Here is a 13,681-nt window from a genome sequence, read left to right on the forward strand (position 1 = left end):
GTCGACGACTGTTGCCGTGGCGGCGTCGCCGGGTGAGGCTTCTCATGCACCGACCGCCGTCGGGTCTGCCGCGCGTCCGGGTCCTCGCGGTCCTGACCGGCGCCCGTCCTCGGATCAGGCGAGGACGGACGACGGAGTGGGTGGGCCACGAGGTTCGGGTACCGGACGGGGTACCGCGGTCTGGCCCCTGGGGAGGGGCACGGCGGTCGGTGCATGAGAAGCCTCACCCGGCGACGCCGCCACGGCAACAGTCGTCGACTGCTCTTGCGGTTCCCCGCGTGCGGGGGACGCCGCGGTGCGGTCGCGTGCGGACTCCCGCAACGCGCGCGCTCCGCATGAAGCGACGCGCCAGCGGCGCGCGGCGCCAGCGCCGACCGAGCCTGCGAGGTCGGTTGCATGAAGACCGCGAAAAGACGGACGGGAGGCCCGGTACCAGCTGGTACCGGGCCTCCCGTCCGTCCTGTGGTCGCGTCGACCTGTGCGCTCTTCGACTACGTGAGCAGCGCGACCAGGTGGGAGCGCGACCGCGCGCCCACCTTGCGGTAGATCTGCGTGAGCCGCAGCTCCACCGTGCGCTGCGACATGAACAGCGACGACGCGATCTCGCGGTTGCGGTAGCCCTCCGTCACCTTCTGCACCACGGCGCGCTCCTCGGCCGTGAGCGAGGTGAGCACCGCGGAGGCGTCCGGGGCGCTCCGAGGCGTGCCCGGCATCGACGCGGACAGCACCGGTGCGGACCGGAGCGACGGCCCCGTGCCGAACGGCGGCATGGCCGCTGCCGGTGCGGGGGTGACGAGGGGACGGCGCATGCCGGCCGCCTCGTACGCCGCCGCTGCTGCCGCACCGAGGCGCGGACGCTCGGCGGGGTTACCGACCGTCGCGAGGGCCGCGAACGTCCGTGCCCGCTCGAACTGCGAGTCGTGCGGCTGGAACAGCTCCAACGCGCGGCGACGGGCGGTGTCGCGGGTGGTGTCGTCGGCGACGAGCGCAAGGCTCCTCGCCAGCACGAGCGCACCCCAGCGACCCGGACGGGCGTGGTGGTCCGCAGCGAGCCGCGCGGTGATGGTGCGGGCGTCGTCGATCCGTCCGAGGCGCGCGTACGTCTCGACCAGGTCGCCGAGGTGCCGGAGCACCGCGGGGTTCCGCAGGGACCGGCCGATGGCGTCCGCCGCTTCGAGTGCGGCGGCTGCCTCCTCCAGTCGGCCATCGAGCAGCAGGACCCGACCGCGGAGCGCGTGCAGCTTCGCCGTCGCGCCCCACAAGCGGCTCGTCGAACGCTGCTCGAGGCACCGGTCGACGACGGCGAGGGCCTCGGCCGAGCGCCCCTCGGCGAAGTGCCGCCAGGCGATCGCGATGGCCCGCGACGGCTCACGGAGCCGCTCGACCACCGAGGAACCGGCCTCCCAGACGTCGATCGCGCGGAGCGCCTGCCGGAAGTTCCCGGAGCGCACCTCGTTCTCGGCGGTCAGGTAGCGGGCTGCCTCGGTCCACACCGGCGCCGTCTGCGGGCCGCGGGCGAGGACGAGTGCGAACACCCGACGCGCGCTCCGGTACCGCTCGGCGATGCTCAGCGCGTGGGCGAGGAGCAGCAGGGCCGGGTCGGACATCGCCAGCAGCACCGACGTCGCGAGTCCGTCGTGCAGGTCGGTGTCCGACGGCAGGGTGCCGTCGATCGCCGCGATGAGCTCCCGCGCGGTCGCCGTGATCTCCAACGTGTGCGGAGATACCGACGCCTCGAGGGGCTCGACGCGGTGCAGCAGGTCCCGCGCCTGGTCGAGCTCCCACGCCTCGGCACGGAAGCACGCCACCATGGCCATCAGCCCGGCGACCGCGTCCACGTCGGCCGGTTCGGTCGCGTCCACCGACACGAGGAGTTCGTCCGCGTGCACGGCGTCGCCGCTGAGGTACTGCGCCGAGTACTGCAGGCGCAGCCGGCGGACCTCGTGCGCCGTCGTCCGGAACGGACGGAGCGCGGCGAGGTAGCGCGCGGCGAAGCCGAGCAGCCGGTTGCCGAGCAGGGCCTCGGCGACCCCGAGCAGCGCGACGAGCTCGTCCTCGGTGCCGCCACCGACGTGCAGGGCACGCTCGGTGAGGGCGATCGCGGCGTGCACGTTGCCGTCCACCACGTAGGACCGTGCGGCGCCGAGCAACGCGACCACGTCGGGGACGTCGTCGACGAAGCTCCGGTGCCACGCGGCTGCCCGCGGGTCGGACTCGGTGCTCGCCGTGGCCAGCGCGGCGTGCGCCGCGCGGCGGTCACGGGCGGGCATCCGCCAGTACAGCGCGGACCGGACCAGGGGGTCACGGACCGTCACGCTCTGGCCCCGCACGGTGGCGAGGCCTGCTCCGACCAGGTCGTCCAACTCGTCGCGGTCCCAGGCCGTGGTCTTCGCGACCGGCACCAGGGCGAGTTTCGCGAGGACGTCCAGATCTCGTCCCGCGGCGGACCCGAGTGCGAGGGCTGCGAGGGCCTCGGTCGTCGGAGTGGGTCGGAGCGGGAGCACGATCGGCTCCGCGCCGGTGAGCTGCTCGCGGCTGAGCACCGCGAGCTGTTCGCGGAGTGCGCCGGGGTTGCCGCCGGTCTCCGCGGCGAGGACGGCGAGGACGCCGTCGTTCGCTTCTTCCGGTGCCATGGTCCGGGCGAGGATCAGTGCCTCGTCGGACGGCAGCGGCTCGATGCGAAGCGTCGGCAGGGCCGCGAGCGGACCGTCCGACGGCACCGAACGGACCGTCGCCACGACGCGCAGGGCGGTGCCTGCGAGTCGGCCGGCGAGGAACGCGATGAGCTCCTGGCTCTCGACGTCCATGCGGTCGAGGTCGTCGATCAGCACGAGCGTCGGCGGCAGGGTGAGGGCGTGCACGGCGTCGAGGAAGTCGTGCGCCGCCGCCAGTCCGGCGGTCACGGGGACCGCCGTCTCACCCGTCTGCAGGAGATGGGCGATGTGGGCCGTCGCACGGGGGTCGTCGAGCGCGGTGAACAAGGAAGTCACGCCGGCCAGCGGCCAACGGGATTCGCTCCCGTTGACACCGACCCGCACGACGGGGAGGGAAACGCGGTTCGAGACCGCGTCGAGGACGCTGCTGCGTCCGGAACCAGGGTCGCCGACCACGACCATCGCGGACTCCCGAGGGAGTACAGCGAGGGTCGCGATCCGGTCGACCTCGAGACGTCGACCGGTGAGTGCCATGACTCACCGGCCTCCGGGCCCGGAAGTGGATCCTGCGGAGAGGTCGTCGGCGAGCGCGGTGAACGCTGCGACGGGGCGCCGTGAGGCGGACCGGACTGCTGCACGGTGGGTGGCCGTGTCGGAGTGCGGACGGATGGCGGCGACTGCGCGCGCGCCGGAGCTGTCGTGGATTGAATGCGGTCGACGAGTGAGGGTGCACTCGGTTCCGCTCGGGAACGATGATGTCATCGTCTGTATCACCCCTCGGGTTAGGGTCTTCGGACGAACACGGTCGGCTGCGCACGTGCACTCGGATCTAGGGAATCCAGGTGCTTGCGTGACCTTCCGTAGGAGCACGATAACTCAGGTCCTGGCCATCTGAGCCGCCCCGCGCACCGCGTATCCGGCAACGGTGCCCCCAGTCCGGGGGGCCACGACGAGGGGTGTCACCCGGTGGGGGACGGTCGGTGTACGAACGATGGTGATGTCCAGCCCTGACCCGACCGACGCCCGCCTCGACGACCGCACGCGTTGGAGGGCCTTCGCCGTGTGCGTCGCGGTGGCCGCCCTGACGATCCTCGACCTGTCGAAGGTCAACGTCGGGCTGCCGTCGATCGAGAAGTCCCTCGATGCCACCAGTTCATCCCTGCAGCTCATCGTGGCGGGGTACGCGCTGGCCTTCGGCCTCGCCCTCGTGCCCGCCGGTCGGCTCGGCGACCTGAAGAGCCGCCGTGCCCTGTTCATCATCGGACTCGTGGCGTTCACCGTGTCGAGCCTGCTCTGTGCCGTGGCGCCGACCATCGAGGTGCTCATGGTCACGCGGATCCTGCAGGGCTTCGCCGCCGGCACCCAGATGCCGCAGGTGATCGGGCTCGTGCAGCAGCTGTTCCGAGGCCCGGAGCGCGGACGGGCCTTCGGGCTGTTCGGCGCCATGATCGGCATCTCGACGGCACTCGGCCCGACGATCGGCGGGGGCCTCATCGCGATCGGCGGCGAGGAGAACGGCTGGCGGCTGCTGTTCTGGATGAACGTGCCGCTCGGACTCGTCGCGCTGTTCTTCGCGATGCGGCTGCTGCCCAACGGTGCACAGGTGCAGGCGAAGGACCGCGAGCTGGACATCGTCGGCATCCTGCTGCTCGGCGCCGCCATCGTCACGTTGATGCTGCCGTTCGTGCTCACCACGGGTGCCGGCGACTCCGGTGCCCGGTGGCTCTGGCTGGTCGCCTTCGTCGTGTTCCTCGGCCTGTTCGTGTTCTGGGAGGTCCGGTACAAGCAGCAGGGCAAGTCGCCGGTGGTGCACTTCGAGCTGTTCCGGTTGTCGTCGTACCGCAACGGGCTGTCGATCGTGGCCGTCTACTTCGCGGCGATCCCGGCGTCCTTCCTGATGGTGACGCTGTTCCTGCAGGAGGGGCTCGGGCTGTCACCGCTGTTCGCCGGCATGGTGAGCATCCCGTTCGCGGCCACGAGCGCCGTCGGGTCGTACATCGGCGGACGGATCGTCGACCGGGTCGGACGGGCCCTGGTGGTCTTCGGGCTGTTCATGGTCGTCGTCGGCTTCGTGCTCCTCATGCTCGCCGCGGTGCTGACCCCGCCGGAGGTCACGCCGTGGGCGATGGCCGGGGCGTTCCTGGTCGGCGGGCTCGGCGGCGGGTTCGTGGTGTCGCCGAACCAGACGCTCACCCTGGCCGAGATCCCCGTGGAGCAGTCCGGGGTCGCCGGGTCCATGCAGCAGCTCGGGCAGCGCGTCGGGACCGCGATCGGAACCGCGGTGGCGACGAGCATCTTCTACGGGATCGTGCGGGGTGCCGCCGCCGGTTCGGACGGTTCCGGCGGTTCCGGCGGCTTCGCCGGCGGGAGTCGGCTCGACGCGTACCACGACGCGTTCCGGAGCGGCACGACGTTCACGGTGTCGCTGATGGCGCTCGCGCTCGTGCTGGCGGTCGGGGACCTGGTGGTGCGGCGGCGCGCTGCCCGGCGTGAGGCGGCGGCTGCGGCTGCCTGAACGACTCGGAACGACACCCGCCACGTCGTCCGACGTCGAGAGTGTCGTTCGGGGTCGTGCTAGCGGCGGATGACCTCGACGACGGCGTCGTGCACCAGGCCGTTCGTCGCGAGTGCACTGCCGTGCCAGGCCCCGGGGTCGCCGTCGAGCGAACTGAAGCGCCCGCCGGCCTCTTCCACGATGGGCACGAGGGCCGCGATGTCCCACGGCTTCAGGTCGGGTTCGCCCGCGATGTCGATGACCCCCTCGGCGACCAGCATGTACGACCACATGTCGCCGTAGGCGCGCGTCCGCCAGACCTTGCGGGACAGGTCGACGAGGGACTCGAGCCGGTCGTCGTCGTCCCACTGCTGGATGCTGTTGTAGCTCAGGCTCGCGTCGGACAGGTCCGCGACGCCGGAGACGCGCAGCTCGCCGTCGAACGAGTGCGCGCCGAGCCCCTCGGCCGCCCACCAGCGCTTGCCGAGCGCGGGGGCGCTCACGACGCCGAGCACCGGGCGTCCGTCGACCGCCAGGGCGATGAGCGTCGCCCACACCGGCACGCCGCGCAGGTAGTTCGCGGTGCCGTCGATCGGGTCGACGACCCACTGACGGTGCCCCTCGCTGGTCGCCTCGGCACCGGTGTCTGCCGTGGTCTCCTCGCCGAGGAACGCGTCGTCGGGTCGTTCCGTCGCGATCCGCTCGCGCAGGGCGTGTTCGACGGCCTGGTCGGCGTCGGTCACGTGCGTGCTGTCGGCCTTCTTCGACACGTGCAGGTCGGCGGCACGGAACCGCTCGAGGCTGATCGTGTCGGCGATGTCGGCGAGCGAGCGGGCGAAGTCCAGGTCGGCGCTGAGGTCCACGGGTCGAGCGTAGCGGGGCTACGCGGCGACGACCTCTTCCTCTTCGAGCCGGGTGACCTCACGCTCGCGGGCGATGCGGGTGCGGCGGGCCACGAGGCCGTGCACGACCACGCAGAGCAGGACGGCGGCGGCGAGCCACAGCGCGAGCACCAGGGATGACCGGCCGAGCGAGGCGTCGGGGAAGTACTGCAGGTCCTGGGCCGCCTGCAGCCAGGCTGCGCCGCTCCAGAAGGAGTGGAGCGCGGCGAAGAACCCGGGCACGAACGACGCCTGGAAGATGCCGCCCGACGACGTGAAGTTGAGCATCACGAACAGCATCGTGAGCACGGGCGTGGTCCACCGCCCGAGGACCGGGTGCAGGCCGACGCCGATCGCGACGATGATCGCGTCGTACAGCCAGGCGAACAGGAACACCTGCCAGTGGTGGGTCGTGATGACGCCGTAGATCGGTCCGGCGACGATGACCCCGATGCCGGCGACGACCCCGGCGGTGGCGAGGCCGACGACCGCGGTCCACACCGCGCGGAGCTTCGTCGCGACGGACGCCACGGCGATGGCCGATGCGTAGCCGCCGACGCTCAGCGCGACGAGCAGGAAGAACAGCCCCTGTCCGGTGCTGTCCTGCTCACCCGTGGGGACGACGTCGACGACCCGGAACGGCACGTGCTGCTCGTACGCGATCGGCAGGAAGACCTTCTGTGCGGCGCTCGCGGTCGTCTCCGACGCTGCCGTCGAGACGTAGAGCGTCGCGCCCGTGGCGGTCGGGGCGTACACGGCGGCCAGGTCGCGGTCGCGGATCTGCCGCTCGGCGTCCTTGGTCGACGCGACGACGTGGGCGACGAGGGCGCCGTCGGACTCGTCGGTGACGGTCTGCGCGAACACCTGGGTGGCGGCGGCCTGCCCGACGATGCCGACCGGTAGCTCCTTCGGTGCGGGGGCGTGGAAGGCGCCGAGGTAGGCGAGGCCCATCCCGGCGGCGAGGAACAGCGGCACGAGGATGTGCCTGGCGAAGGTCAGGAGCACCCGTCCGAGGCCGTCCGGGCGCAGGACGCTGTCGGTGCGCTGCGGTCGTGGTGCTCGTGAGGACTTGTGGGTGGGGGAGTGGTGCGCGTGCGACGTCGTTGTCGTGCTCGAGGACGGGGCGTCGACGGCGGGGGTCGGCGCAAAGTTGTACTTTGCAACTTCAGACACGAGGGTTCACTGTACAACACCGCTGCACACTTGTCGACGCGTGCTGGCCGGTGGGTCGAGGCCCGAGCGCGGTGGGGCGAAGCGTGATGCCCGAGCGCCCTCCGCCGAGGTTCCACAACATGCCGCATGCGGTTCCCCGAGGTTCCACGAACGGCCCGATCTGCCGCCGAGATGTGCAGATTTCGGAACCTGGACGGCGGCGCGGGGCGCGGGCGCAGCTCGGCGCCGGGCTACTCGAGGCCGGGGTCGGAGGCGCCCATGCCCGTCAGGAGCGCGCGGAACGAGTCGAGCCGTTCGACACCGGTGACGCCGAGCTCGCCGTCCTGCACCCGGTCGACGATCTCCCAGTCGTGCGCCTGCGCCAACGGGATGTCGTCCCGCGCGGGCCGCACCGGGATCGCGTGCGCGGCGAAGGCGCGGAAGACGTTCGCGGGGTCGACGTGGCCGAGGCCGAACGACCGCACGCCGGGGGTGTCGATGATCCAGCCGCCGTCACGGACCCGCAGCGCGATCGACGACGACGAGGTGTGCCGCCCGCGCCCGGTCACCGAGTTCACGACGCCGATCGCCCGGGTGGACCCGGTCAGGGCGTTCACGAGCGTCGACTTGCCGACGCCGGAGTGCCCCACGGTCACGGTGACCTTGTCGTCGAGCAGGTCGTGCAGGGCCTCGAACGGGACGTCGTCGGACCGGCTCGTCACGATCCGCAGGTCGAGGCACGCGAAGTGGGCCAGGAACGGCGCCGGATCGGCGAGGTCCGTCTTCGTGATGCAGAGGATCGGGTCGAGCCCGGCGTCGAACGCGGCGACCAGGTAGCGGTCGATGAGCCGGGTGCGGGGCTCGGGGTCGGCGGCCGCCACGACGATGAGCATCTGGTCGGCGTTCGCCACGATGACGCGCTCGACCTCGTCGGAGTCGTCGGCGCTGCGGCGGAGCAGCGTGGTGCGCTCGGCGACCTTCACGATGCGCGCCAGCGACCCGGGGTCGCCGGAGACGTCGCCGACGAGCGACACGTGGTCGCCGGTGACGACCGACTTCTTGCCGAGCTCGCGGGCCTTCGTCGCCGTGATGACGTGCTCGGATCCGGGATCGGAGTCGGACCCCGTCGCCACCAGCACGCCGAACCGCCCACGGTCGACGTTCGTGACCCACCCCACGGGCGCGTCGTCGTACGTCGGCCGGGTCTTCGTGCGGGGCCGGTTGCCCTTCGGGTTCGGACGCACCCGCACGCTCGACTCGTCGTACTGTCCGTACGGCTCGTCCGCGTCGGAGTCGTCACCGTCGACGTCGTCCCACCAGCTCATCGGATCAGCGCTCCGTAGCCGGTGTGCCGGAGGCGGTCGCGACCAGGTCGGCCCACAGCTCGGGGAACTGCGGCAGCGTCTTCGCCGTGCACCCGATGTCGTCGACGGCGACGCCGGTGACGACGAGGCCCACGACGGCGCCGGCCGTCGCCATCCGGTGGTCGTCGTACGCGGCCCAGTCGCCGCCGTGGAGCACGGCAGGCTCGATGCGCAGGCCGTCGTCGAGTTCGCGCACTGAGCCTCCCGACCGGTTCACGTCCGCCGCGAGCGCGGCGAGACGATCCGTCTCGTGCCCACGCAGGTGGCCGATCCCGGTGATCTCGGTCGGCCCGCCGGCCAGCGCGGCCAGCGCGACGAGCGCCGGTGCGAGTTCGCCGCCGCGGCTGAGGTCCAGGTCGAGACCCGGCAAGGAGGCCCCGCCCCGGATCCCGACGCCGCCGTCGACGAGCAGGTCGTCGCCGTCACGGGCCACGGTCGCGCCCCACAGGGGCAGGAGCGTCTCGAGGTCGGCGCCGACCTGCGTGGTCTCGCGCGGCCAGGTGCGGATGCGGACGGTGCCACCCGCGACGAGCGCGGCGACCGCGAACGGCGCGGCGTTCGACAGGTCGGGCTCGATCGTGACGTCGCGCGCGGCGATCGGACCGGGGTGGACGACCCACTCGCCGACCGCGGGTTCGTCGACGGTCACGCCTCGGGCACGGAGCGCAGCGACGGTCATCTCGATGTGCGGCAGGCTCGGCAGGCGCTCCCCGACGTGGGTGAGGTGCAGGCCCTCGTCGAAGCGCGGCGCGGAGAGCAGCAGGCCCGACACGAACTGCGACGAGGCCGACGCATCGATCGACAGGGCACCACCGCGCACCGAACCGGTGCCGGTGAACGCGAACGGCATCGAGCCGTCGCCGTCGTCGGTGACGTCGATACCCATATCGACGAGCGCCCCGATGATCGCGTGCATCGGACGCTTGCGGGCGTAGGGGTCGCCGTCGATGACGACCGGGCCGACCGCCAGGGCGGCCAGCGGCGGCAGGAACCGCATCACGGTGCCGGCGAGGCCGCAGTCGACGCGGACGTCGCCGTGCATCGGTGCCGGGGTGATCCGGAGGTCCGGGCCGTAGGGGTTCGGCTGCGCACCAGGTGCCGGCTCGACCTCGTCGATCCCGACGCCGAGCTGCCGGAGCGCCGTGATCATGAGCGCCGAGTCGCGCGAGTGCAGCGGCAGGCGGATGACGGAGGGGCCGTTCGCGAGGGCGGCGAGCACGAGCTCACGGTTCGTCAGCGACTTCGAGCCGGGCAGCGCGACGTCGCCGCGCAGGGGACCGCGCGCGAGCGGGGCGATCCAAGGGGCCGGGTCCGCGGCGGCCTGTGCACCGCTCTGGGAATGCGTCGTGTCTGCCATCGGTTCACAAGACTACTGAAACGATCGGGAGGACCCTTGGCGACAGCACTCGCACCCTCGTGGACGCGCCTGCCCAGCGTGTCCACGTCGCTCGCTCTAGACTGGCCCGCGATGACGACCGACGAGCCGCAGGCAGCACCGCACGACCTGGTCGAGGAGACCGAGGAGCAGCTCGACGCGGTCGAGGCGGAAGAAGCGGACGATGAGTCGTTCGTCGACGCGAAGACCGTGCCGGCCGACGAGCTCCGCGCCCTCTTCGAGACCCAGGCGCTGCCCTTCATGGACCAGCTGTACGGCGCGGCGATGCGGATGACCCGCAACCCGGCCGACGCCTCGGACCTCGTGCAGGAGACCTTCGTCAAGGCGTTCGCCGCGTTCCGGCAGTTCAAGCAGGGCACGAACCTGAAGGCCTGGCTGTACCGGATCCTGACGAACACCTTCATCAACACGTACCGCAAGAACCAGCGGAACCCGTACCAGGGCACCATCGACGAGCTCGAGGACTGGCAGCTCGGCGGCGCCGAGAGCGTCACCCAGTCGATCTCCGCACGCTCGGCCGAGGCCGACGCGATCGACCACCTGCCGTCGTCTGCGGTCAAGGACGCCCTGCAGGCCATCCCCGAGGACTTCCGGATGGCCGTGTACTTCGCCGATGTCGAAGGCTTCTCGTACCAGGAGATCGCCGACATCATGAAGACCCCCGTGGGGACGGTCATGAGCCGTCTGCACCGTGGCCGCCGGCTCCTCCGAGGGCTCCTGGCGGACCACGCCCGTGAGACCGGCATCGTCCCGGACGCAGCGTCGACGGCGACGATGCGCGGACGAGGCCGGAAGACTGCCGCGACCCAGGGTCGCGTCGATGGGAAGGAAGCACGATGAGCGGCTGCGACTGCTCCAAGGCGAAGGCCGAGCTCGAGGAGTTCCTGCACGGGGAGCTCTGCCGCGAGGACGCGGCGGACATCCGTGAGCACATGGACGACTGCGAGGACTGCACGACCGAACACCGCGTCGGCGTCGTCCTGATCGAGACCGTGCGCCGCGCGTGCAAGGAGACCGCTCCGGAAGAACTGCGTGGCGAGATCCTCGCGCGCATCCGGCTGGAGCAGGCGACGCACTGATCGATCGGCGTCGTCGTGGCGGTCCGCGACCGGCCGCGTCTCACCGTCCTGCGGCGTGGTGCGCTGCGATCGTCGCTGCGTCCAGCACGGCGGCGTGGACACGGACCGTGTCGACGTCGCCGGTGTACGCGTAGTCGCCCGCATCGGGCCAGCCGGCTAGGGTCTGCCGCCCTGCTCGCCAGTGCCCGTCGTACTGTCGGAGCGACGCGGCATCGGCCCGGGTGCCCTGCTGTACGCCGTCGAGCCAGAGGGTCATCGACCGCGGCTGGAAGGTCGCGACCGCGTGGTGCCAGTCCCCGTCGGTGACGGCCGCGGACGATCCCACGGTGAACTTGAACTGGGTGCCCGACCCCTCGACGCCGAAGCGGAGGCGACCGCTGCTGTCGATGTAGAGGTGCCGGTCACGGTGCGTCGACGCGGCGTTCCGGTCGGATCCGAATCCGAACAGGCGACCGCCGCCGGTGTCGGTGGTCCGGAACCACACCTCGATCGTGAAGGCGTTCGGGGCGCTCACGGCGGAGTCGGTGACGGCCCAGGTCTCGGCACTGCCCGTGGTCCCGAAGGTCGCGTGGGGGTTGTCCGCGCAGCTGCCGATCGTCCGGGTCCCGTCGCCGATGAACTGCCCGCCGGCACCGGTCCCACTCGAGTCGGTGACGAGCCGGTCGTCCTTGTCGGCGAAGTCCCACGCGAGCACTGCGCCGGCAGCGGGGTCGTGGAAGCACCCGAACGTCTGGCTCCGGAGCGACGAGGCGGAGTTCGTGGTGCCGCTGAACCCCGCCGACGCCATGGTGCCGAGGACGATCGTCGTGGCAGCCAGCGCGGCGACGATCGGCAACGCGGTCTGCGTCGGCCGCACCACACCGGCCGGTGTCAACACTCGTGTGTGCAGGTCCCACCGTGGCGTCCCGCACCGTCGGCACGGCTGACCGGCCACGATGTCCCGGTCGGCGCGTGCCAGTGCAGCGAGGACGGCGGCGACGGCGACCGTGAGGGCGACCGACGTCCAGGCTCCGGATCGGATCCACACGGTGAGCAGTCCGATGCCGGGGAAGCGGAGCACCCCGACGCCGTGGACGGCCGTCGGGGCCACCGTGCTCCGGTCCGCCTCCGCGTTGGCGTCGCCCCGGAGCCGGAGCGCCCCGTCCTGCTCGATGCGTTCGAGGCGGTGCAGCCGGAGTCGGTCGTCGTGGTCGGGGTCGTCGACGAGCAGGACCCGTCCGGGCGTGACGGCCTCGGCATCGACGGGCATCGCCGCCACGATGTCGCCGGCCCGGACACCGGGTGCCATCGAGTCGGACACGACGGTGGTGACGTGCCACCCGAAGGCCGCGGGCAGGGCAGCCCAGACGGCGACCAACAGCACGGACCAGAGCACGGTCCGCGCGGCGACCGCGAGGAGCAGCCGCGGGGCGTCCCCGACGCAGGGTCGGGTCTCGGTGCGGTTCGGCAACGGCTGCTCCTCGGGTCGTGTGCGGCCGGGTTCGGCCGCGTTGGTCGGTCTCGGACGGAAGCGCGTCAGTCGGTCTGGGCTTCCCAGACGAACGTGGTGCCGGCTTCGGACTGCTGCGCGGTGTTCGGGGTCTCCGTGTCGAGGTCGTAGGTGAACCGGTACGTGGTGCTCGCCGTGCCGACCGCTGGCTTCCAGTCGTCGACGCCCGTGCCGAAGGAGTCGAGCGCCATCAGCCCGGCGAGGGTGCCGTCGTGCACGGTCGAGGCTGCGGTGAACGTGCTGCAGTCACCGGCCGTTCCGAGTGCGCCGCGTTCCACCTTCATGTCGAGGTGCTGCGCGAGCGCGTCGACGTCGGACTGCTCGTCCGTGTAGAGCTTGACGGTCGTCGGGTTCGTCGTCTCGGCGGTGACGGTGATGCAGTTCGAACCGCCCTCGCCGGGGACGAGGGCGTCGGTGTCGAACAGGGCCTCGCTCTGGTCGTCGTCGGTGAGCGTCACGGCGCCCGTGCGCCAGGCGTTGCCGGCGTTGTCGGTGGTGTCGGAGAAGGCCGCGTACGAAGCGGTGGCGATGAGTGCGCCGCTCGCGACGACGGCGAGGGGGAAGGCGATCCAGGCGGCGGTGCGGCCGTGGCGGGAGGTGATGTGCATGGCTGTCCTGTCGGTCGGAATCACCCGGCGGGTGATATGACAGCAGCATATATGAATATCAGTTGCTTGAGAACCCCGTCGAAACACGTCGCAGCGCCCGGGTAGGGTCGCCAGCATGACCCTCCTCGTCGAGTCGATCACCACCTGGTCCGACACGGACGTCTCCGACGTCGCTGCCCTCGTCCGCCTGCTCGGCCACGAGGTCGACGACGCGGCGATGCGTGCACGCCTCGAACGGCTCACGCCCGAGGCGGGACACCGCACCTGGGTGGTGCGTGGGGACGACGGACGGTCGGTCGCCGTCGCCGGCGCGCAGGTCACGTGGGCGTACGCGAGCGACGAGCCGACGGCGCAGCTCCTGCTGTTGGTGGTCGACGACACCGCCAGGAGGCTCGGCACCGGTTCGGCGCTGATCGGCACCTTCGAAGCATGGGCCGTCGAGCAGGGCGCGCGTCGCCTGAGCGCCGTCAGTGCGGCCGCGACGGACAGCGCGCACCGGTTCTACCAGAAGCGCGGGTACCACGACGCGGGTGTGCGCTACACGAAGATCGCGTAGCCGTCACG

The 13,681-nt window shown here is 71.7% G+C and carries 11 protein-coding genes; 4 read left to right on the plus strand and 7 right to left on the minus strand.

Going from position 1 to position 13,681, the window contains the following annotated elements:
* Positions 1 to 491: 491 nt before the first annotated feature.
* Entirely contained in the window at positions 492 to 3,188 is a 2,697-nt protein-coding gene (locus tag OGL88_RS14900) for a helix-turn-helix transcriptional regulator (RefSeq protein ID WP_263091930.1), read from the minus strand.
* A 463-nt stretch (positions 3,189 to 3,651) separates the two neighbouring features.
* Between OGL88_RS14900 and OGL88_RS14905 the strand changes: the two genes are divergently transcribed.
* Positions 3,652 to 5,169, plus strand: coding sequence for an MFS transporter (locus OGL88_RS14905; protein ID WP_263091931.1), 1,518 nt, complete (start codon positions 3,652 to 3,654; stop codon positions 5,167 to 5,169).
* Positions 5,170 to 5,228: 59 nt separating this feature from the next.
* Here the strand turns inward: OGL88_RS14905 and hisN are convergent, their stop codons facing one another.
* The 4 genes from hisN to aroA all read right to left on the minus strand — a co-directional run bounded on the left by hisN (position 5,229) and on the right by aroA (position 9,902).
* Positions 5,229 to 6,011, minus strand: a complete 783-nt coding sequence (gene hisN, locus OGL88_RS14910) for a histidinol-phosphatase (protein ID WP_111086431.1) — start codon at positions 6,009 to 6,011, stop codon at positions 5,229 to 5,231.
* Between the two features lie 18 nt (positions 6,012 to 6,029).
* Positions 6,030 to 7,202, minus strand: coding sequence for a hypothetical protein (locus tag OGL88_RS14915; RefSeq protein WP_263091932.1), 1,173 nt, complete (start codon positions 7,200 to 7,202; stop codon positions 6,030 to 6,032).
* 230 nt (positions 7,203 to 7,432) lie between these two features.
* On the minus strand, positions 7,433 to 8,506 hold the full coding sequence (gene rsgA, locus OGL88_RS14920) for a ribosome small subunit-dependent GTPase A (protein WP_263091933.1): 1,074 nt from the start codon (positions 8,504 to 8,506) through the stop codon (positions 7,433 to 7,435).
* A gap of 4 nt (positions 8,507 to 8,510) precedes the next feature.
* Positions 8,511 to 9,902, minus strand: a complete 1,392-nt coding sequence (gene aroA, locus OGL88_RS14925; RefSeq protein WP_263091934.1) for a 3-phosphoshikimate 1-carboxyvinyltransferase — start codon at positions 9,900 to 9,902, stop codon at positions 8,511 to 8,513.
* A gap of 111 nt (positions 9,903 to 10,013) precedes the next feature.
* Between aroA and OGL88_RS14930 the strand changes: the two genes are divergently transcribed.
* Together OGL88_RS14930 and OGL88_RS14935 are read left to right on the plus strand one after the other, a co-directional pair.
* Positions 10,014 to 10,781: a sigma-70 family RNA polymerase sigma factor gene (locus OGL88_RS14930; protein WP_263091935.1), complete on the plus strand. Its 768-nt coding sequence runs from the start codon at positions 10,014 to 10,016 to the stop codon at positions 10,779 to 10,781.
* A complete protein-coding gene (locus tag OGL88_RS14935) occupies positions 10,778 to 11,020 on the plus strand; it encodes a zf-HC2 domain-containing protein (protein WP_263091936.1) in 243 nt (80 codons plus the stop codon). Before OGL88_RS14930 ends, OGL88_RS14935 begins: the two co-directional genes overlap by 4 nt.
* Before the next feature lie 40 nt (positions 11,021 to 11,060).
* Here OGL88_RS14935 and OGL88_RS14940 read toward each other — a convergent pair whose 3' ends face one another.
* A complete protein-coding gene (locus OGL88_RS14940; protein WP_263091937.1) occupies positions 11,061 to 12,470 on the minus strand; it encodes a LamG-like jellyroll fold domain-containing protein in 1,410 nt (469 codons plus the stop codon).
* Positions 12,471 to 12,535: 65 nt separating this feature from the next.
* Entirely contained in the window at positions 12,536 to 13,117 is a 582-nt protein-coding gene (locus OGL88_RS14945) for a hypothetical protein (protein WP_263091938.1), read from the minus strand.
* 115 nt (positions 13,118 to 13,232) lie between these two features.
* On the opposite strand from OGL88_RS14945, the gene OGL88_RS14950 reads away from it, so the two are divergent.
* Positions 13,233 to 13,673, plus strand: coding sequence for a GNAT family N-acetyltransferase (locus OGL88_RS14950; protein ID WP_263091939.1), 441 nt, complete (start codon positions 13,233 to 13,235; stop codon positions 13,671 to 13,673).
* The last annotated feature ends 8 nt before the right edge of the window (positions 13,674 to 13,681 follow it).

The sequence above is a fragment of the Curtobacterium sp. RIT-PI-V genome (assembly GCF_025642935.1).
Lineage (GTDB): Bacteria > Actinomycetota > Actinomycetes > Actinomycetales > Microbacteriaceae > Curtobacterium.

Excerpts from the sequence above, each read along its gene's own strand:
- OGL88_RS14900 (WP_263091930.1), bottom strand. The coding sequence starts at position 3,188 with ATGGCACTCACCGGTCGACGTCTCGAGGTCGACCGGATCGCGACCCTC.
- OGL88_RS14905 (WP_263091931.1), top strand. The coding sequence starts at position 3,652 with ATGTCCAGCCCTGACCCGACCGACGCCCGCCTCGACGACCGCACGCGT.
- rsgA (WP_263091933.1), bottom strand. The coding sequence starts at position 8,506 with ATGAGCTGGTGGGACGACGTCGACGGTGACGACTCCGACGCGGACGAG.
- aroA (WP_263091934.1), bottom strand. The coding sequence starts at position 9,902 with ATGGCAGACACGACGCATTCCCAGAGCGGTGCACAGGCCGCCGCGGAC.
- OGL88_RS14930 (WP_263091935.1), top strand. The coding sequence starts at position 10,014 with ATGACGACCGACGAGCCGCAGGCAGCACCGCACGACCTGGTCGAGGAG.
- OGL88_RS14935 (WP_263091936.1), top strand. The coding sequence starts at position 10,778 with ATGAGCGGCTGCGACTGCTCCAAGGCGAAGGCCGAGCTCGAGGAGTTC.
- OGL88_RS14945 (WP_263091938.1), bottom strand. The coding sequence starts at position 13,117 with ATGCACATCACCTCCCGCCACGGCCGCACCGCCGCCTGGATCGCCTTC.
- OGL88_RS14950 (WP_263091939.1), top strand. The coding sequence starts at position 13,233 with ATGACCCTCCTCGTCGAGTCGATCACCACCTGGTCCGACACGGACGTC.